The sequence below is a fragment of the Actinomadura sp. NPDC000929 genome, from assembly GCF_040492065.1.
Taxonomy (GTDB): domain Bacteria; phylum Actinomycetota; class Actinomycetes; order Streptosporangiales; family Streptosporangiaceae; genus Spirillospora; species Spirillospora verrucosospora.
On the sequence record NZ_JBEUPA010000040.1, the window covers coordinates 12,468 to 30,306 of the forward strand.

Sequence of the window (17,839 nt, forward strand, 5' to 3'; positions counted from 1 at the left end):
AAGCGGGGAGCGTGGGCCGCCTAGGTCGAGCGGCTCGCCTTGGGCCGGCGCAGCAGGAACGGCCGCACGCGGCCCAGGCCCTGCAGCGGGCGCGGACGCAGACCGGAGGCTTCGCAGGGCCCGGACGGCAGCGCCGAGACCAGGGCGGCGTCGGCCAGGACCGTCCCCGGGTAGGCGGTGGACGTCAGGCGCGCGGCCATGTTGACGGGCGTGCCGAACACGTCGCCCAGCCGCTGGATGACCTCGCCGTAGGCGAGACCGACGCGGACCTTGGGGAAGTCGGGGTCCTCGTTGAACCGCTCCGCGACGCGCAGCCCGATCTCCGCGGCGGGACCGGCGGCGGGCGCGACGAACAGGACCTCGTCGCCGAGCGTCTTGACCACGCGGCCCCCGCACTCGGCGACGATGTGCGTGACGTCCCACTCGAAGCGCTCGACGAAGCCGGCCAGGGCGTCGCCGTCGAGGCTGCGGCTCAGCCGGGTGAACGACACGACGTCGGCGAACCCGACCGCGAGGAGCGCGACGCCCGCGGCGGGGTCGGCCCGCGCGGCGGCGGTGGACGCGGCGGCGCGCATCCCGGCGGCGGTGAGCTGGCGGCGCCAGCCGTGCAGCAGCAGCCGCTCGAACGAGGGCCGCAGCTCCTCGGTGGCGACCAGGGCCGCGGTGACCAGGTCGGACGTCACCGGCTCGTCGGACGGCAGCGCGCCCAGGCGTTGGAGCCACACGTCGCCGAGCCAGCTGGCCAGCCGCCCCATCGTCTGGCCGACCGCGCGGACGAGCTGGAGCACCGTCTCCTCGTCCACCAGCTCGTGGGACAGCACCTCGCGGATCTCGACGAGCGCGGCCACGTCGCCGTCGGTGAAGGCGACCTCGTCGTCCGGCGGGACGGGGAAGCCGAGCGCCTGCCAGATGCGCCGCGCGAAGTCGTCCGAGACGCCCGCCCGGGCCTCGACCTCCCTGCGCGTGTAGCGCAGGGGGCCGCCGAGGAGGGTCTCCTCGATGTCGTCCGCCATGCGGCAACCCTATGTGCCATCGATCGATGTAACAATGAGGTACGGGTAAGATCACGGCGGTCAGACGACACGAGCCGGCGGACGGGGCATGGCCGAGTACCGAATCGACGAGCTGGCGCGGCTGGCGGGCAGCACGGTGCGCAACATCCGCGCCTACCAGGACCGCGGCCTGCTGCCGCCGCCCCGCCTCGAAGGCCGCGTCGGCATGTACGACGACACGCACCTGGCGCGGCTGCGGCTGATCGGCAAGCTGCTGGCCCGGGGCTACACCTTCGCGATCATCAAGGACCTGATCGGCGCCTGGGAGACCGGCAAGGACGTCGCCGAGGTGCTCGGCCTGGAGAAGGTCCTCACCGACCCGTGGTCGGACGAGATCCCCGGCACCGCCACCTACGAGGAGCTCGTGGCGAAGTTCGGCTCCGGCCTGGACGACGACCAGGTCGCCCGCACCCTGGAGCGGACGGTCGAGCTCGGCCTGATCGAACCGGACGGGGACAAGTACCGGGTGCCGAGCCCGCGGCTGCTGCACGTCGGCGCCGAACTCGTCGCCGCCGGCATCCCGCTGGAGTCCGTCCTCGACATCGCCGGGCAGATCCGCGCCGACTGCGACGTGATCGCCGGTCGGTTCGTGAACCTCGTCCAGGAGCACGTGTTCTCCCGGCTGGAGCGCCAGCCCGTCCCGGACGGCGACGAGGTGGGCGAGGTCGCCGCCGTCGTCCGCCGGATGCGCCCGCTGGTGAAGATGGTCGTCGACCCGTTCATCGCCCGGGCCATGGAGGCCCGCGTCCAGGCGGCGCTCGGCGACCACCTCGAAATGATCAGAAGCCATCTCGGGGAGCGCCCCGCCCCCGGCGGCTGAGCCGCTACAGCAGCGTCGCGCCCCAGACGACCTTCACCTCGTGCGGCGCGCCCTCGGAGTCGGTGAAGGTCAGCGTGCCCTGCCCCGGCAGGCCGATGAGCGCCGTCCGCAGCGTGACCGTCAGACGCGTCGTGCCGTCCTCGGGCATGCCGCCCTGCATCTGCGACAGGATCAGCTGGTTCGAGGACGTCATCGCCGTCCACGACACCGGGCCGCTCTTCGCCGCGAGGCTGACCTGGGCGGTCTTCGTCCCGTACATCTCGACCCTGGCGGGGTTCACCACGAGGACGCCCGGCGGCGCGGGCGACGGGGACGGCGGCGCCGGGTGCTGCGGCGTCGGCCGCGGACCCTCCGGGCTCTCCTGGCTCTTCTCGTGGGTCTGCGGTTCGGGCGGCGGCTGGCCGGGGCGGACCTGCGCGCCCCCGCCGGGCCCCTGCGGCGCCTTCCCGCCGTGCCCCTGGCCCTCCGGCCTCTCGTGCGTGATCGACGGTGCCGGATGCGTGCGGAACGGCGGCCACGACAGCGTCCCCCCGCCGATCCCGGGGCCCATCACGAGCGCGGCGGCGAGGGCCGCGACCAGCGCGCCCACCATGCCGCCCCCGGTGAACAGCCACCGGCGCGTGAACGGCGACGGCACGTCCGGCTGGCTCGGCAGGCCGGACGGTGTCAGCGTCCCGCCGCGCGCCGCGATGTCGGCGCGGTAGCCCGCCAGCTCGGGGTCCGTCGCGGTGTGCATGACGCGGTGCCGCAGCGCCGCGGGCAGCACCGGCGCGGGCGCCCGCCCCAGCAGTTCGGCCGCGGTCACCCGGGACCGGGCACGGCAGTCCTCGCAGCCGGCGGCGTGCGACGCGGTCGCGGGATCGACCGGGGAGACCTCGCCGCGACGGCGGAACCGCCACCACGGCCCCCGGACCGGCTCCGGCGGAGGGGCCTCCTCCCGGCGGTCCGGCGCCCGCGCCGCCAGGACGGGGATCGCCGCGGACCGGGACTCCTCGGCCGCGCCCGCGGCGGCCGCGCACTCCCGTCCCGCGCGGTCGATCTCCCGCCGCAGGGCGGCGTCGAGCTCGGCGCGCGCCCTGCGCACCCGCGCGGCGGCCCGCCGCGCCGACAGGCCGAGCGTCGCCCCGAGGCGGGCCGGGCGCAGGCCGTGCCGGTCCGTCAGGAGCATCACCTCCTGGTCGACGGGCTCCAGCCGGGACAGGCACGCGCGCAGAAGGTCGTGCAGCTCGTCCGAGCGCGGCCGGGCCGGCGCCGGGTCGCCGGCCTCGGCACGGTCCAGGAACGGCGCGTCGGAGAACTCGCCGTCCCGGTCCCAGAACAGCACCCTGGGGCGGCCGCGGCGGATGCAGCGGCGCCGCGCCGCGCCGTACAGCCAGGAACTCAGATACAGGTGGTCGCGCATTCGCGGAGCGCGGCGGCAGGCGTCGATGAAAGCGTCGTGGACGATGTCGGCGGCCGCTTTCCCGTCCCCCGACATGGACAGCGCGTAATCGTAAAGGCGCTCACCGTACTCGTCGTAGAGCGCGGCCAGGGCCGCCTCGTCACCCTCGTTCAGTCCCTTGACGAGCTTGCGGTCGGCTGTGGGGGCGGAGGTCGACAACCTGGGCATTCACGCTCCCGGCAGCGGAGTGTGGAAGTTGCCCCCATGGGGGCCATCCGGACATTCGGCCCACCTTGCATACACCCCCGAACCCCGCCCGCACCACTTGATCGACTGAAATCACCGCTAACGTGACCCCGGGTGATTGGCCGCGTCTCTGAGTGACCACCCGATCTGTGACTCGGCGTCAGAATCCAGTAATCAATGCGGTGTCAATCAGCGCGGCGCACCTCCAGATCACCGTCCGCGTAGCGCCGCCGAAGCACTTTTTTATCGAACTTGCCCACGCTGGTCTTCGGGACCTCGGTGATGAAAGCCCAGCGCTCGGGAACCTGCCATCCGGCGACCCTGCCGGCGAGGAACTCGCGCAGTTCCGCCGGCGTGACCGCGGCCCCGTCCCGCACGACGACGGACGCGAGCGGGCGCTCCTGCCAGCGGTCGTCGGGCACGCCCACCACGGCCGCCTCCACGACGTCCGGGTGGGCCATGAGGTGATTCTCCAGCTCCACCGACGAGATCCACTCCCCTCCCGACTTGATGACGTCCTTCGCCCGGTCGGTGAGGACGAGGTACCCGTCCGGCGACAGCGTCCCGACGTCCCCGGTGCGCAGCCAGCCGTCGTGGAACCTGCCGGGGTCCTCGTCCAGGTGGTAGGCGCCGGTGATCCACGGACCGCGGATCTCGACCTCCCCCACGGCCTCCCCGTCGCTGGGCAGCACCGCGTCGCCGTCCCCCACGATCCGCATCTCCAGCCCCGCGAGGACGCGCCCCTGGCTCACCCGCGCCCGCCACGCGTCCTCGCCCGCCGCCCCGGGCGGCGGGTGCGCGACCGACGCGACCGGCGAGGTCTCCGTCATCCCCCACGCCTGCACGATCCGGACGCCGATCTCCTCGAACCCCCGCATCAGCGACTCCGGCACCGCCGACCCGCCGCACGGCACGAGCCGCAGGGAGGTCAGGTCCGACCCGTGCTCCTTCGCGTACCGCAGCACGTCCGACCAGATGGTCGGCACCGCGCCCGCGACCGTCGGCCGCTCGGCCTCGATGAGCCGGACGAGCGGCTCCGCCTGCAGGAACCGGTCCGGCATGACCAGCGGCGCGCCCGCCATCACCGCCGCGTAGGGCAGCCCCCAGGCGTTCGCGTGGAACATCGGCACCACCGGCAGGACCACGTCGGACGCGCTCAGCCCCATCGCGTTCCCCGTGCACGTCGACATCGAGTGCAGGTACGCCGACCGGTGCGAGTAGACGACGCCCTTCGGGTGGCCCGTGGTCCCGCTCGTGTAGCACATCGCGGCGGCCGACCGCTCGTCGATCTCCGGCCACGCGAACGTCGCCGGCGCCGCCGCGAGCAGCTCCTCGTAGCCGTGCAGCTCCTTGCCGGCGCCCTCCAGCGGCGCGGTGTCGCCGTCCCCGACCACCACCACGTGCCGGACGGTCTCGAACCGCGCCAGCACCGGCGCGAGCAGCGGGATCAGCGACGCGTCCACGATGACGACCCGGTCCTCGGCGTGGTTCGCGATGTAGACGAGCTGGTCGGGGAACAGCCGCAGGTTGAGCGTGTGCAGCACGGCGCCCATCGACGGCACCGCCAGGTACGCCTCCAGGTGCTCGGCGTTGTTCCACAGGAACGTGGCGACCCGCTGGTCCCCGTCCACGCCGAGTCCCCGCAGCGCCCCCGCCAGCCGCGCGGCGCGCTCGCCCACCTCCGCGTACGTGCGGCGCCGCGTCCCGTCGCCCGTCCACGTGGAGACCTCGGCCTCCCCGAAGACCCCGGCCCCGCAGCGCATGATCGTCGTAATGGTCAGCGGAAAGTCCTGCATCGTGCTCCACACGGCAAGCCTCCAGCGCTCGCAGCGGCTCTAGAACCGGATTCTGCCAGCGTCCCCCTCCCCTGGCGACCCCCCTAGTACAGCTCGCGGAGGCGGGCCATGGCTCGGGAGACGGTGGACTTGACCGTGCCGACGCTGACGCCCAGGACTTCGGCGATCTCCCGTTCGGACATGTCCTCGTAGTAGCGGAGCATCACGGCCAGGCGCTGGCGTTCGGGGAGGCGGGCGAGCGCGCGGCCCAAGGCGTCGCGCATCTCGCTGCGGTCGGTGTGGTCCTCCACCGGGCGCTCGGGGAGCTGGTCGGTGGGGTAGACGTCCAGCTTGCGGCGGCGCCACCAGGAGATCTGGGTGTTGACCATGGCGCGGCGGACGTAGCCGTCCAGGGCGGAGCGGTCCTCGATGCGGTCCCAGGCGAGGTAGGTCTTGGCGAGGGCGGCCTGGAGGAGGTCCTCGGCCTCGGTGCGGTCGCTGGTGAGCTGGGTGGCGGCCCGGAGCAGGACGGGGCCGCGTTCCACCACGTATGCGCGGAACTCCTCGTGCCGCGTCGCGCTCACACCCACCACCGGACCAGGGGCTGGGGAGCCGCACCGACTCCCGGTACGACGACGATCGCATGCGCGGCGTAATTACGGGCCTACTGGAACAAAATTTCCGGGTCAACCAGTTTATAAATTTCCACCGAGGTAGATCAAAGCTCCTCCGGCCGTTGACTTATCGCGACAAATCCGTCGACAGCGAGGTCACGGCGCGTGACTCTTGACTCACTGTCCTAACAGCTCTCGCCGTACGTCACGACGATCGATGCCGGAGTGCCGCGATGCCGACGACCCACCTCCGCCGGGCGGCGCACCGCCGGGCGCTGTTCGCGGCTCCCGAGGCCCCGGAGGCCGACCGGCGCGCGCGTGCGATCAGCGGGATCGTCCTGGACGCGAGCCCGCACCTGCTGGTGGTGGCCGAGGCCGCGGCGCGGGGCACCGAGACCCGCATCCCGATGAGCGAGGACACCGCGATCTGGCACGGCGGGCGCGGGGGCCCCGCCGCGCTCCGGCCGGGCCGGTCCGTGGTCGTCCGGCGCGCGGGCGGCGGCCGCGCCGAGCGGATCTGGGTCGACATCGGCCGGGTCAGCGGGACGATCCTCGCGTGCGGACGCGGCGCCGTGGAGGTGGACATGGGGCCGCACCGCGGGCGCGCCCACGTGGTGATCCCGCCGTCCGTCCTCGGCCCGGTGCTGGTCCGGCATCCGCGCCTGGAGCCCGGCTACCTGCTCGACGTGGTCTGCGTGGGGTCCCCCGGCGGACCGCAGGCGGTGCGCCCGGGCACGTCGCAGCCCGGATACCGGGTGGCCGACCTCGCCGCGCCGGCGGCGGCCGCGCCGGTCCCGCGGGAGCTGCGCGGGACGGCGACCTGGTTCGGCGGCGTGGAGGGGGAGTGGCGGGACGGGGCGTCCTACCCGGCGGTCGACTCCGAGGGGGACGCCGGGGGCTGCGCGGACGCCCCGTCCGGATGCGCGCCGATGCCGTACCTGTCGATCGGCAGCGAGATCACCGTGCGCAACGAGTGCGGGGGGCGGGCGGCGGCGGTCCCGGTGATCGAGTGCGGCTGCACGGCGGCCCGGTTCTGCGACCGGTGCGTGGAGTGCGACGCGTCGCCGCGGGGGCGGATCGTCGAGCTGACCCCGGCCGCCTTCGCCGGGCTCGGCGGCGACCTGGCGGCCGGCTGCTTCAACGCGACCGTCCGGCCGGGCGCGCCGGGGGGGATGGAGGGGCCATGGTGACGGCGATCCAGAACACGCAGGTCCTGCTGCTGGCGTCGGTGCTGCTGGTGGCGTGCCTGGCGAAGCTGACGATCCGGGAGCGGGCGGCGGGCGCGCCCGACCACGTCCACGGCGTCCCGGTGCCGGCCAGGCTCGCGCGGCTGTCGGCGCTGCGCCGCAGCCGCGGCATGACGGTCGGGCTCGGCATCGGCGAGGGCCTGCTCGGCCTCGCGCTGCTGGTGACCTCGCACCTGTCGGTGCGGCTGGCCACGACCGTGGCGTTCGCCGCCGCGACCTGGGTGGTCGGGGAGCTGCGGGTGCACCGGCCCGACGCGGGGTGCGGCTGTTTCGGCGCGCTCAGCGCCAAGAAGGTGGACCGGCGCAGCGTGCTGCGGGCGATGCTGTTCACCTGCGCGGCCGTCGTCTCGCTCGGCGCGCCGCACGCGGGCGTGGACGTGCTGCTGGACGTCCCCGCGCAGGTGGGGCTCATGTTCGCGGTCGAGGTCGCGCTGTTCGTGGCGCTGTCCCCCGAGCTGGCGGAGCTGGCCGGGCGGCACCGGCTGCCGCGCGCCGCCGTCCCGTGCGAGCGGCGCCGCAGCCCGATGCCGGAGACGTACGCGAGGCTGTACGAGAGCCCGGCGTGGGCCGAGCACGAGAACGCGATCAGGAGCGCCGTGCCGCTGGACGTGTGGCGGGAGGGCTGCTGGCGGTTCGTGGCCTTCCCCGGACGCCTGAGCGAGCGCGACGTGGAGATCGTGTTCGCGGTGTCGACGTCGGAGCGGGACCGGGCCGTCCGGTCGGCGGTGGTGGCGCCCGCCGATTGCGCCGGATAGCCGCCGGGACGGCCCCTGGGCCGCCGGGACGCCGTCAGAACTGCTGGGCGCCCCCGCGCGAGCGCCGGTAGAGGAGGCGCCGGGTGCGGGCGTGCAGCGCCGCGCGCAGCCGGACCATGTACCGGTTCTCCGACCCGATCTCCGGCGGGCGGCCGCCCTGGTCCTGGCGCATCGCCGACTCGTCGTAGCCGAGGATCGAGGCCGCTATGTCGTCCTCCCCCGAGAGTTCCTCGTCGGTCTCGTGTCCGTCGGGCCGGCGTCGCACTTCCATGTCTTCCCCTGGCATCGCCCAGATGCCCGCCGCGGGTCGCCAGTGATCTCCTACCCCGCTGACCTGGCACGACAACATGCGGGCGGGGCCGGTCGACCAGCCCCGCCCGCATCGTCGGGGCGGCGCCCGATCGCCTCTCTGCAACTCTCTAGCGCTCTATAAGGAGAGATCTAGAAAGGGTTAGAGAAAGACAGAGGGAGGACGAGCGAAATCTACGGCTCTCTACCTCTGTCGATAGAGAGCCGGATATTCGTCCGGCAAGCCGGCTCGATGCGGCCTTCTACCGCTCTCTAGCGTCAGCACTAGAGAGCCGGATAGGCGGATAGGTCAGGCGGGCTGGGAGCGGAGGAACTTGCCGAAATGCGGGACGGTGAACGCGACCATGCCGCGTTCGGCGCTGTAGATGAGGCCCTTCTTGATGAGCCCGTCGCGCGCGGGCGACAGGCTGGACGGTTTGCGGCCCAGCTCGTCGGCGACCGACGCGGTGGGCACCGGGTCGTCGCCGAGCATGGCCATGGCGCGCATGTAGTCGCGCTCGGCGGGGGTGGCGCGCTCGTAGCGGCTGCCGAAGAAGCCGACGGCGAGCTCGCTCTCCGCCTCGGGCGCGGCGACCTTGATGTCGTCGACGGTGATGGGGCTGTCGGGGGCGACGTCCCAGACGACCTTGGCGTACGCCTGGACGAAGTAGGGGTAGCCGTCGGCCGCGCCGTACAGCGCGTCGAGGGCCTCCGGGGTGAAGGTGACGTCCTCGCGCTCGGCGGGGGCCAGCAGCGCGACGTCGGCCGACTCGCGGTCGAGCCGGTCGATGCGGGCGTACCGGAAGAGCCGCTCGGAGTAGGACTTGCTCGCCGACAGGACGGCCGGCAGGTGCGGCAGGCCCGCGCCCACCACGATCAGCGGTCCGCCGACCTGCGACAGCTCGTGGCACGCGGCGCACAGCGCGGACACGTCGTCGGCGGGGATGTCCTGCATCTCGTCGACGAACAGGGCGATGCCGACGCCGACGTCGGTCGCGACGGAGGCGGCGTCCACGAACAGCTCGGTGAGGTCGATCTCCAGGTCGCCGGAGTCGGCGCGGCCGCGCGCGGCGGGCACGTCGATGCCGGGCTGCCAGCGGTGCGCCCGGGCCTTGGCCTTGCCGGACGGCTCGGGGCCCGCCTGCGCGAACGCCTTGAGCACGCCGAGGAACTCCTCGATGCGGTCGGGCGCGCGGTGCCGGGGCGCCAGCTCCCGGACGGCCCGGTGCAGCGCGGACGCCACCGGGCGGCGGATCGACTGGTCGGGCCGGGCCTCGATCTTCCCCGTCCCCCACAGCCGCTGGATCGCCTGCGACCGGAAGGCGTTGAGCAGCACGGTCTTGCCCACCCCGCGCAGCCCGGTGACGATCATGCTGCGCTCGGGGCGGCCGCGGGCCACGCGTTCGAGCACCACCTCGAACTGCCGGAGCTCGCGGTCGCGGCCGGCCAGCTCGGGCGGGCGCTGCCCGGCGCCGGGGGCATAGGGATTCCGCACGGGGTCCACGCTCTCGGACTCTATGAGGCGATATAGCTGCGGCCGTAGATTTGCGTAGAGAACGCCGCGGCGTGTCGCGTGGTCACGCCGCCGCCCGCAGCGCGCGGAGCCGTCGGGCCCCCGTGTGGCCATGGTCGCCACCATGTCGCCTCCCGGGCGAGCGCGATCGAACAGGGCGGTCGAACTTCTGTTCGACCATTCGAACACAGTAGCGCATGCCGTCGCCCCCGTCCCGTGGAACGCGGGGACACGGAACGCGGGACGGGGGCGACGGAAGCCGGACCCCGGCCGCGGGCACCACCCCCGCGGCCGGGGAGCTCGGAGGCCGGACCGGAGTCAGGCCAGGGAATCGTCCGCCTCGGACCGGTGGGGCACCTTCTCGGCGGGGACGGTGCCCATCCGCCCGGCCTGGAAGTCCTCGAACGCCTGGACGATCTCGTCGCGGGTGTTCATCACGAACGGACCGTACCGGGCGATCGGCTCCCGGATCGGCAGACCGCCGAGGACGAGGATCTCCCACCCTTCGGCGGCGGCGTTCGGCTGGGCGTCGGCGGCGCGGACGACGAGTCCGTCCCCGTCGCCCTTGTGGTGCGAGCCGGCGAAGACCGCGAGCTGCCCCTCGTCCAGCGCGACCTCCTCGACGCCGGCCGTCCCGCGCCCCGACAGGACGTACACCAGTGCGTTGAAGTCGCGCGGCCACGGCAGCGCCAGGCGCGCGCCGGGCGCCACGGTCGCGTGCAGGTAGTTGATCGGCGTGTAGGTGGTGCCGGGGCCGTCGTACCCGGCGAGCGACCCGGCGATGACGCGCACCAGGGACGAGCCGTCGTCCGCGGCGAGCAGCTTGACGTCGCGGGCCTCGATGTCCTGGTAGCGCGGCGGCACCCACTTCTGCGCGCGCGGCAGGTTGACCCAGAGCTGGACGCCGTGGAACAGGCCGCCCTTGGCGACCAGCTCGGGCGGCGGCTGCTCGATGTGCTGGATGCCGGACGCGGCCGTCATCCACTGCGTGGCGCCGTCGGAGATCAGGCCGCCGCCACCGGTGGTGTCCTGGTGCTGGAACGCTCCGTCGATGATGTAGGTGACGGTCTCGAACCCCCGGTGGGGGTGCCACGGGGTTCCCTTCGCCTCACCCGGCGCGTACTCGACGGCGCCCATGTGGTCGAGGAGGAGGAACGGGTCGGCCAGGGACAGGTCGATGCCCGGGAACGGGCGCCTGACCTGGAAGCCCTCGCCCTCCAGGTGGCGCTTGGCGGTCACGACCTTCGCGACGCGGCGCCAGTCGGTGCCCTCCTGGGGCAGCAGCGGCAGGCGGGGCAGGGTCAGCGGGTCGGCCATCACGGCAGGCATCGGGTTCTCCCTCGTCCGGGTGTCCGTCCGCGATCGGGCGGCGCATGGTCCCTGCAACGTAGTTGATGCTTCAACTATTTCCTCGGACGGGGGCGCCCGTCCTGTTAGGCTGAAAATAGCGAGAGTTAGTTGAATCTTCAATGTGTGAGCTATAATCGGGACATGACCGAACCTCGCTGGCTCGACGCCGCCCAGCAGCGCGACTGGCGGGCATACGTGGACGGCAGCGTCCGGCTCGCCGAGGTCATGGACCGCGATCTCAAGACCAAGCACGGGCTGTCGAACTCCGAGTACGAGATCCTCGTCCGGCTGTCGGAGGCGCCCGACCGGCGGCTGCGGATGGCGGAGCTGGCCGACAACGCCAGCCAGTCGCGCAGCCGGCTCTCCCACACCTGCTCCCGCCTGGAGACCAAGGGCCTGGTCAAGCGGGACAGCTGCCCGAACGACAAGCGCGGCGTCTACGCCCACCTGACCGACGAGGGCTTCGCCGCGCTGGACCGCGCCGCGCGCGACCACGTCGAGGTCGTCCGGACGTTCTTCGTCGACGTGGTCGAGCCCCAGGACCTGGAGGCCATCGGGCGCGCGTTCAGCGTCGTCCTCAAGCGGCTCGGCGGCGCGTCCTAGAGCGGGGCGGTCACCCCGGTCAGGAACCCGACGGACAGCAGGGTCAGCAGGCCCCAGGCGAGCATCATCCCGATGCCGAACGTCCGCCACCGCCCGCCGACCCTCCAGACGAGCAGGCCGCCGAGCCCGAACGCCAGCACCAGCAGCGTCACGAACTGCGGCATCAGGCTGGGCCGGCGGCTCATCATCAGCGGCGGATACATCATCACGGCGTCGACGAACACGAATGCCGCCATGCCCGCCGCCAGCGCCTTGACGTCCCGGACGAGGAACGCCCGCGCGCGCTCCGCGGCGACCTGCGCCCTCTCCGTCTGCAGCAGGGGGTGCGCACGCGCAGCCTGCTCGACCTCCACGCTGTGCGCGACCGCGAAGATCTCGTCTTCGAGGCTTGGGAGGTCCCTCTCCTGAGGTTCCGCCATCCCGGCTCCCTGGGGCCGGCGCCCGCCGGGCGACATGCCCGGCGGAAGGTTGAGGATCACGGCCCGTCCGTCCCGGCCCTTTCCGGCGAGCGCGCCTTCAAACGCACCGTAGCGAATACCCGGCCCGGCGTGCGCACCCCATGACCTGCGTATGCTGCAAAGATGCCAGCTAGGAGGGCCATAGGAACCGCGACTTTCCTCGCCACGCTGCTCACCGTGCCGCTCGCCGCGGCCGGATGTGGCCGCGGCGGCGGCGACACGGGCGAGTCGGCGCCACCGGCGACCCCGCCGACGGCGTCCGCTCCGGGCTCCCCGTCGCCGTCCCCGACCCGCCAGGGCTTCCAGTCCACGATCAAGAAGGTGACGGCCGGCGACCTCAAGTACTCGTGGCGGCGCGGCTGCCCCGTGTCGCCCTCCGGGCTCCGGATGATCGAGATGACCTACTGGGGGAAGGACGACGAGCCGCACACCGGCGGGCGGCTCGTCGTCAACGCGAAGGCGGCCGGCGACCTGGTGAAGGTGTTCAGGAAGCTGTACGCAATGCGGTACCCCATCGAGCGCATGGAGCCGGTCGACAAGTACAAGGGCAGCGACTTCGACTCGATCGAGGCGAACAACACCTCGGCGTTCAACTGCCGCCAGGCGACCGGGTCGAGTTCGTTCTCCAACCACGCCTACGGTCTCGCGGTCGACATCAACCCGTGCCAGAACCCGTACGTCTACGCGGACGGGCGGGTCGCGCACAAGGACTGCGTCAAGTACAAGAACCGCAAGAACGACGACCCGGGCGTCATCCACGCCGGCGACAAGGTCGTCAAGGCGTTCGCCTCGATCGGCTGGAGCTGGGGCGGCACCTGGAGCGGCGCCCGCGACTACCAGCACTTCTCCAGCTCGGGCCGCTGAGCGTCACATCATCATCAGGGCGATCACGAGGATCGCGACGACGGCCACCACGGCGACGATGCCGACGATCAGGCCGATGTTCGGGCCGGACTTCTCCGGCTGCCCCTGGCTGGCGAAGTTCTGGAACTGGTGCGTCGTGCCTGCAGGATCCTGCGGTGTCTGCGACATGCCGAAGAGGGTAACGAACCCTTCCGCCCGAGTCGGACGATTTCACCACGAGAGCATCCCGAGTCGCAGCGGGGGTTCCCGGCCTGTGAGCGGAGAGTGTGGGATTCGAACCCACGAGGACTGTCCCCAGCCCTGGGCGCTTTCAAGGCGCCTGCACTAGTCCACTATGCGAACTCTCCAGGTGACCGCCTCGCGGCGGTCATCGCCCACGATAGCGGGCGGGGGCGGTTGCGTTCGACCGCATATGGCGACCGCGCTCAGGGGACGCGGTAGCCGGGGATGGACGGCCAGCGCACCGTGAGCACCACCGACTCCTCCTCGGCCTCCCACGAGTGGTCGACGCCGCGTCCCCACACGACGTAGTCGCCCTGCTCGGCGAGGACGACGTCGCGGCCGGGGAACTCCAGCCGGAAGCGGCCGCTGATCAGCACGAGCAGGGCGGTGCGCTTCTCGCCGTCCGTCCACGCGGCGCGGCGCTCGCCCTTGGGGTGCACGCCCCACTTGATCTCGACCTCGGCGCTGTGCCGCAGGTCGCCGGGCGCCTTGAAGTGCCCGAGCAGCCACCCGCGGTCGGCGGCCGCGTCCGGCGCCGCCTTCCCCACGTACACACCGTCGTCGTCCGTCACAGATGGCAACGGTAGTCCAGGTCAGAGCTGCGGGCGCTGGAAGGCGAAGCCGTCGCCCACCACGGCGGCGAGCGTCAGGTAGGCCTCGCGGGTCCCGGGGGCGAGCTGCTCCAGCTCGACCTCGGCGCCCTCCTCCAGGTGGTCGTCGTAGGGGATGCGGACGACGGCGCGGCAGCGGCTCTCGAAGTGGGCCTGGAGCTTGTCCAGGTCGACCTGGCTGCGGGTGCGGTTGCGGACCATCGACAGGACGACGACGCCGTTGCGGACCAGGTGGCCGTGGTCGTGCGCCTCCAGCCAGTCGAGGGTGGCGCTCGCGGACCGGGCGCCGTCCACCGAAGGGGAGCTGACCAGGACGAGCTGGTCGGCCAGGCTCAGCACGCCCGCCATCGCCGAGTGCAGCAGCCCGGTGCCGCAGTCGGTGATGCAGACCGAGTAGTACTGCTCCAGGACGACGGCGACGGCCGCGTAGTCCTCGGCGCTGAACGCCTCGCTGACCGCCGGGTCGCGGTCGGACGCGAGGATCTCCAGGCGCGCCTCGTTCTGCGAGGTGAACGCGCGGACGTCGGCGTACCGGTGGATCTGGTCGCGGTTGTTGAGCAGGTCGCGGACGGTCGCGGCGGTCTCCAGCCTGACCTTGTCCGACAGCGTCCCGCGGTCGGGGTTCGCGTCCACCGCGATGACGCGGTCGCCGCGCAGCGACCCCAGCATCGAGCCGAGGCCGGTGGTCGTGGTCGTCTTGCCGACGCCGCCCTTCAGCGACATGACGGCCACCCGGTGGTGGCCGCCCGCCACGGCGGTGCGCGCCCGCCCGATCAGGTCCTTGCGGCGCAGGTCGCCCTGCGACTCGCCCGGGTGGATGCTGCCCGCGGTCGCCTTGTAGACCGCGCGCCGCCAGCCGGACGAGGGCGCGATGCGGCGCTCGCCGAGCAGGTTCTCGGAGCTGAGGCTGTCGGCGCTCTGCGGCTGCTGCTGGGCGGGGTGGCCCGGCCCCGTCATCTGTCCGGGCGCCTGCGGGTACTGCCCCTCCCCCTGCGGGGGCCCGGCCGGATACCCGTAGCCCTGCGGCGGGTACGGCTGCCCGGTGGCCGGGTCGACGGGAGGCCCGTAGGGCCGGCCGGTGTTCGGGTCGACGGGCGGGTACGGCTGCCCGGCGTTCGGGTCGGGCGCGTAGGGCTGGCCGGTGGCGGGATCCATCGGGGGATACGGCTGGCCCGGCGCGGGCGGGCCCGGCGGGAACGGCTGACCAGCGGCGTTGGGGTCCATCGGCGGGTACGGCTGCCCGGCGTTCGGGTCAGGCGCGAACGGCTGCCCCGCGTTCGGGTCGACCTGCGGGAACTGCTGACCCGCGGCATTCGGGTCCATCGGCGGGTACGGCTGACCCGCGGCGTTGGGGTCCATCGGCGGGTACGGCTGCCCGGCGTTCGGGTCAGGCGCGAACGGCTGCCCGGCGTTCGGGTCCATCGGCGGGAACTGCTGGCCGCCCGCGTTGGGGTCAGGCAGGAACGGCTGACCAGCGGCGGTGGGGTCCACCTGGGGGAAGGGGAAGGACTGCCCGCCGACGTTGGGGTCAGGCGCGAACGAGTGCCCCGCGTTCGGGTCGACCGGCGGGTACGGCTGACCGCCCGCGTTCGGGTCAGGTGCGAACGGCTGCCCGGCGTTCGGGTCCGTCGGGGGGAACTGCTGGCCTTCCGCGTTCGGGCCGAACAGGATGGGGTCCTGCATGCTCGGGTCAGGCGGGTAGGGCTGGCCGGGAGCGGGCGGGCCCGGCTGGAACGGCTGACCGGTGCTCGGGTCGACGGGCGGGAACTGCTGCCCCTCCGCACTCGGCTCGGGGGCGAGGGGGAGGCCCGTGGCCGGGTCGAGGGGGACGTACGGGCGGCCCGAGTCGTCGGTGTCCTGCGGGTAGGGCTGGCCCGTGGCGGGGTCGACGGGCTGGTACGCCTGGCCGGGCGCGTCCTGGCGGCCGAACTGGTCGGCCGGGTACGGCGGCAGCTGGTCGAGGGGCGGGGCCGCGTTGCCGTTGGTGTCGTAAGGGGACGGCTGGGACTGGTAGCCGCCCGTCGCGTACGGGGGCGGGAGCATTCCGCCGTCGAAGGGCTGCGGCATAGGGCCGCCCTCGTAGGGCGCCGGCTGCGGCGGGCCGAAGTTCTCGGGGGACTCCTGGAAGGCGGGGGGCGCCGCGAGCCAGGGCTCGTCGTTCAGGGCGGCGGGCTCGGCGGGGGCGGGCTGCGCGTCCTGCTCCTCGGGCTCCTGGGCGGGGGGCGGCGCGCCCTCGGGGGCGGGGGACGGGCCCGCCGCGTCGCCGCTCATCGCGTCCAGAGAGGCCAGTCGCTCCTCCAGGGAGCGCCCGTCGTGCTCGTTCCTCGCCACCGTTTTCCCCCTCGGGCACGCCTCTGATGATCCACACGGTGCAGGCGGGCAAAAAGACCCCCACGCAGGATACCGGTGCGTCAATACCGGGCATCCCGCGCGTAGATCGGCCTTGCCGGGGCCGGGCCCGGGGGCCGGGGGCGTCTTGGACCCGCCCGGTAGCGTGACCGGTATGCATGCGATCGTGATTCGCGAACCGGGCGAAGCCGACGTCCTCGAATGGACTCCGGTGCCGGATCCGGCGCCGGGACCGGGCGAGGTGCTGATCGACGTGGCGGCGAGCGCCGTCAACCGCGCCGACGTCATGCAGCGCCTGGGCTTCTATCCCCCGCCGGACGACGCTCCCCCGTACCCGGGCCTTGAGGTGTCCGGACGGATCGCCGGGCTGGGCGAGGGCGTGACCGGGCCGAAGGTCGGCGACGAGGTGTGCGCGCTGCTCAGCGGCGGCGGCTACGCCGAACGGGTCGCCGTCCCCGCCTCGCAGGTGCTGCCCGTGCCGCGCGGCGTGGACGTCGTGGAGGCGGCCGGGCTCCCGGAGGTCGCCTGCACGGTGTGGTCGAACGTGTTCATGCTGGCCGGGCTGCGCGAGGGCGAGACGCTGCTCGTCCACGGCGGCGGCAGCGGCATCGGGACGTTCGCCATCCAGCTCGCCAAGGCGCGCGGGGCGCGCGTGGTGACGACGGTCGGCAGCCCGGAGAAGGCGGAACGGTGCCGGGAGCTCGGCGCGGACGTCACCGTGAACTACCGCGAGGACGACTTCGTCGAGAGCGGCCCCTACGACGTGATCCTCGATCTCATCGGCGCCAAGTACCTCGGCCGCAACGTGGAGGCCCTCGCCACCGGCGGGCGGCTCATGGTGATCGGGCTCCAGGGCGGCGCGAAGGCGGAGCTGGACATCGGCATGCTGCTGCGCAAGCGGGCGCTGGTGCACGCCACGACTTTGCGGGCCCGTCCGTTGGACGAGAAGGCGGAGATCGTGGCCGGCGTCCGGGAGCATGTGTGGCCGCTCCTGGAGTCGGGACGGATCCGGACGGTCGTCGACCGGCGGATCCCCATGGCCGAAGCGTCGCGCGCGCACGAACTGATGGAAGAGAGCGGTCACGTCGGCAAGATCCTGCTGACCGTGTGAGGATGTGGAGTTTATGAGCGAGGCTTCGAAGAGGCAGTCGGAAGAGCCCCAGGTGCTCGTCCTGGGCCCGGGCGGCATCACCGTCGAGGGCGGCGGCGAGGGCGAGTCCGAGGGCAAGTCGGTGACCGAGATGGTCGAGCAGCCGGCGAAGGTCATGCGGATCGGCGGGATGATCCGCCAGCTGCTGGAGGAGGTCAAGGCCGCCCCGCTGGACGAGGCGAGCCGCGCCCGGCTGCGGGAGATCCACCAGTCGTCCATCAAGGAGCTGGAGGACGGTCTCGCGCCCGAGCTGGTCGCGGAGCTGGAGCGGCTGTCGCTGCCGTTCACCGAGGGCACGGTGCCGAGCGACGCGGAGCTGCGGATCGCGCAGGCGCAGCTCGTCGGCTGGCTGGAGGGCCTGTTCCACGGCATCCAGACGACGCTGTTCGCCCAGCAGATGGCGGCGCGGGCGCAGCTGGAGCAGATGCGGCGCGCCCTGCCCGCGGGAATGATGCCCCCCGGCGTCGAGGAGGAGCCGAAGCCCGGTCCGCGCTCGTCCGGCCCCTACCTGTAGGACGCACGACTCCGGCCGCACCCCGCA

Annotated in this window: 18 protein-coding genes and 1 tRNA gene; 7 read left to right on the forward strand and 12 right to left on the reverse strand. The window is 73.1% G+C overall.

Annotated features, from left to right (window positions below; genetic code table 11):
• Positions 1–20: 20 nt before the first annotated feature.
• Positions 21–1,013: an adenylate/guanylate cyclase domain-containing protein gene (locus ABWI04_RS17040; protein WP_345171593.1), complete on the reverse strand. Its 993-nt coding sequence runs from the start codon at positions 1,011–1,013 to the stop codon at positions 21–23.
• A gap of 88 nt (positions 1,014–1,101) precedes the next feature.
• On the opposite strand from ABWI04_RS17040, the gene ABWI04_RS17045 reads away from it, so the two are divergent.
• Positions 1,102–1,872: a MerR family transcriptional regulator gene (locus ABWI04_RS17045; RefSeq protein ID WP_345171595.1), complete on the forward strand. Its 771-nt coding sequence runs from the start codon at positions 1,102–1,104 to the stop codon at positions 1,870–1,872.
• A gap of 4 nt (positions 1,873–1,876) precedes the next feature.
• Here ABWI04_RS17045 and ABWI04_RS17050 read toward each other — a convergent pair whose 3' ends face one another.
• The 3 genes from ABWI04_RS17050 to ABWI04_RS17060 all read right to left on the reverse strand — a co-directional run bounded on the left by ABWI04_RS17050 (position 1,877) and on the right by ABWI04_RS17060 (position 5,867).
• Positions 1,877–3,481, reverse strand: coding sequence for a sigma-70 family RNA polymerase sigma factor (locus ABWI04_RS17050; protein WP_353833002.1), 1,605 nt, complete (start codon positions 3,479–3,481; stop codon positions 1,877–1,879).
• A 203-nt stretch (positions 3,482–3,684) separates the two neighbouring features.
• On the reverse strand, positions 3,685–5,295 hold the full coding sequence (locus ABWI04_RS17055) for a long-chain fatty acid--CoA ligase (RefSeq protein ID WP_353833003.1): 1,611 nt from the start codon (positions 5,293–5,295) through the stop codon (positions 3,685–3,687).
• A gap of 83 nt (positions 5,296–5,378) precedes the next feature.
• Positions 5,379–5,867, reverse strand: a complete 489-nt coding sequence (locus tag ABWI04_RS17060) for a SigE family RNA polymerase sigma factor (RefSeq protein ID WP_378188034.1) — start codon at positions 5,865–5,867, stop codon at positions 5,379–5,381.
• Positions 5,868–6,121: 254 nt separating this feature from the next.
• Between ABWI04_RS17060 and ABWI04_RS17065 the strand changes: the two genes are divergently transcribed.
• Both ABWI04_RS17065 and ABWI04_RS17070 read left to right on the forward strand, forming a co-directional pair.
• Entirely contained in the window at positions 6,122–7,078 is a 957-nt protein-coding gene (locus tag ABWI04_RS17065; protein ID WP_353833004.1) for a hypothetical protein, read from the forward strand.
• A complete protein-coding gene (locus ABWI04_RS17070) occupies positions 7,072–7,890 on the forward strand; it encodes a MauE/DoxX family redox-associated membrane protein (protein WP_353833005.1) in 819 nt (272 codons plus the stop codon). Before ABWI04_RS17065 ends, ABWI04_RS17070 begins: the two co-directional genes overlap by 7 nt.
• A 34-nt stretch (positions 7,891–7,924) precedes the next feature.
• Here the strand turns inward: ABWI04_RS17070 and ABWI04_RS17075 are convergent, their stop codons facing one another.
• The 3 genes from ABWI04_RS17075 to ABWI04_RS17085 form a co-directional block, all read right to left on the reverse strand.
• The gene (locus ABWI04_RS17075) at positions 7,925–8,161 is read right to left on the reverse strand and encodes a hypothetical protein (RefSeq protein WP_345171607.1); all 237 of its coding nucleotides are present in this window, start codon (positions 8,159–8,161) and stop codon (positions 7,925–7,927) included.
• 327 nt (positions 8,162–8,488) lie between these two features.
• Positions 8,489–9,673: an ATP-binding protein gene (locus ABWI04_RS17080; RefSeq protein WP_425550299.1), complete on the reverse strand. Its 1,185-nt coding sequence runs from the start codon at positions 9,671–9,673 to the stop codon at positions 8,489–8,491.
• Between the two features lie 336 nt (positions 9,674–10,009).
• A complete protein-coding gene (locus tag ABWI04_RS17085; RefSeq protein ID WP_353833006.1) occupies positions 10,010–11,020 on the reverse strand; it encodes a pirin family protein in 1,011 nt (336 codons plus the stop codon).
• A 162-nt stretch (positions 11,021–11,182) separates the two neighbouring features.
• Between ABWI04_RS17085 and ABWI04_RS17090 the strand changes: the two genes are divergently transcribed.
• Positions 11,183–11,644, forward strand: a complete 462-nt coding sequence (locus tag ABWI04_RS17090) for a MarR family winged helix-turn-helix transcriptional regulator (RefSeq protein ID WP_345171614.1) — start codon at positions 11,183–11,185, stop codon at positions 11,642–11,644.
• Here the strand turns inward: ABWI04_RS17090 and ABWI04_RS17095 are convergent.
• Positions 11,641–12,063: a hypothetical protein gene (locus ABWI04_RS17095; protein ID WP_353833007.1), complete on the reverse strand. Its 423-nt coding sequence runs from the start codon at positions 12,061–12,063 to the stop codon at positions 11,641–11,643. The two genes, ABWI04_RS17090 and ABWI04_RS17095, sit on opposite strands and share 4 nt — an antisense overlap.
• 162 nt (positions 12,064–12,225) lie before the next feature.
• On the opposite strand from ABWI04_RS17095, the gene ABWI04_RS17100 reads away from it, so the two are divergent.
• Positions 12,226–12,966, forward strand: coding sequence for a M15 family metallopeptidase (locus tag ABWI04_RS17100; protein WP_353833008.1), 741 nt, complete (start codon positions 12,226–12,228; stop codon positions 12,964–12,966).
• Positions 12,967–12,969: 3 nt separating this feature from the next.
• Here ABWI04_RS17100 and ABWI04_RS17105 read toward each other — a convergent pair whose 3' ends face one another.
• The 4 genes from ABWI04_RS17105 to ABWI04_RS17120 all read right to left on the reverse strand — a co-directional run bounded on the left by ABWI04_RS17105 (position 12,970) and on the right by ABWI04_RS17120 (position 16,130).
• Positions 12,970–13,134 (reverse strand): hypothetical protein, encoded by a 165-nt coding sequence (locus ABWI04_RS17105; RefSeq protein ID WP_345171619.1) that lies wholly within the window; start codon positions 13,132–13,134, stop codon positions 12,970–12,972.
• Positions 13,135–13,224: 90 nt separating this feature from the next.
• Positions 13,225–13,313, reverse strand: a tRNA-Ser gene (locus tag ABWI04_RS17110).
• A gap of 78 nt (positions 13,314–13,391) precedes the next feature.
• Entirely contained in the window at positions 13,392–13,760 is a 369-nt protein-coding gene (locus tag ABWI04_RS17115; RefSeq protein ID WP_345171621.1) for a cupin domain-containing protein, read from the reverse strand.
• A 21-nt stretch (positions 13,761–13,781) separates the two neighbouring features.
• Complete coding sequence (locus ABWI04_RS17120; RefSeq protein ID WP_353833009.1) at positions 13,782–16,130, reverse strand: MinD/ParA family ATP-binding protein; 2,349 nt, start codon at positions 16,128–16,130, stop codon at positions 13,782–13,784.
• Positions 16,131–16,302: 172 nt separating this feature from the next.
• On the opposite strand from ABWI04_RS17120, the gene ABWI04_RS17125 reads away from it, so the two are divergent.
• Together ABWI04_RS17125 and ABWI04_RS17130 are read left to right on the forward strand one after the other, a co-directional pair.
• Positions 16,303–17,259, forward strand: coding sequence for an NAD(P)H-quinone oxidoreductase (locus ABWI04_RS17125; protein WP_353833010.1), 957 nt, complete (start codon positions 16,303–16,305; stop codon positions 17,257–17,259).
• A gap of 13 nt (positions 17,260–17,272) precedes the next feature.
• Positions 17,273–17,812, forward strand: a complete 540-nt coding sequence (locus tag ABWI04_RS17130; protein ID WP_345171627.1) for a bacterial proteasome activator family protein — start codon at positions 17,273–17,275, stop codon at positions 17,810–17,812.
• The last annotated feature ends 27 nt before the right edge of the window (positions 17,813–17,839 follow it).

Bases quoted from the DNA above. Each gene is read 5' to 3' on its own strand.
- ABWI04_RS17075 (WP_345171607.1), bottom strand. From the start codon at position 8,161: ATGGAAGTGCGACGCCGGCCCGACGGACACGAGACCGACGAGGAACTC.
- ABWI04_RS17105 (WP_345171619.1), bottom strand. From the start codon at position 13,134: ATGTCGCAGACACCGCAGGATCCTGCAGGCACGACGCACCAGTTCCAG.
- ABWI04_RS17055 (WP_353833003.1), bottom strand. From the start codon at position 5,295: ATGCAGGACTTTCCGCTGACCATTACGACGATCATGCGCTGCGGGGCC.
- ABWI04_RS17040 (WP_345171593.1), bottom strand. From the start codon at position 1,013: ATGGCGGACGACATCGAGGAGACCCTCCTCGGCGGCCCCCTGCGCTAC.
- ABWI04_RS17065 (WP_353833004.1), top strand. From the start codon at position 6,122: ATGCCGACGACCCACCTCCGCCGGGCGGCGCACCGCCGGGCGCTGTTC.
- ABWI04_RS17090 (WP_345171614.1), top strand. From the start codon at position 11,183: ATGACCGAACCTCGCTGGCTCGACGCCGCCCAGCAGCGCGACTGGCGG.
- ABWI04_RS17070 (WP_353833005.1), top strand. From the start codon at position 7,072: ATGGTGACGGCGATCCAGAACACGCAGGTCCTGCTGCTGGCGTCGGTG.
- ABWI04_RS17100 (WP_353833008.1), top strand. From the start codon at position 12,226: ATGCCAGCTAGGAGGGCCATAGGAACCGCGACTTTCCTCGCCACGCTG.
- ABWI04_RS17085 (WP_353833006.1), bottom strand. From the start codon at position 11,020: ATGCCTGCCGTGATGGCCGACCCGCTGACCCTGCCCCGCCTGCCGCTG.
- ABWI04_RS17095 (WP_353833007.1), bottom strand. From the start codon at position 12,063: ATGGCGGAACCTCAGGAGAGGGACCTCCCAAGCCTCGAAGACGAGATC.
- ABWI04_RS17050 (WP_353833002.1), bottom strand. From the start codon at position 3,481: ATGCCCAGGTTGTCGACCTCCGCCCCCACAGCCGACCGCAAGCTCGTC.
- ABWI04_RS17045 (WP_345171595.1), top strand. From the start codon at position 1,102: ATGGCCGAGTACCGAATCGACGAGCTGGCGCGGCTGGCGGGCAGCACG.
- ABWI04_RS17130 (WP_345171627.1), top strand. From the start codon at position 17,273: ATGAGCGAGGCTTCGAAGAGGCAGTCGGAAGAGCCCCAGGTGCTCGTC.
- ABWI04_RS17125 (WP_353833010.1), top strand. From the start codon at position 16,303: ATGCATGCGATCGTGATTCGCGAACCGGGCGAAGCCGACGTCCTCGAA.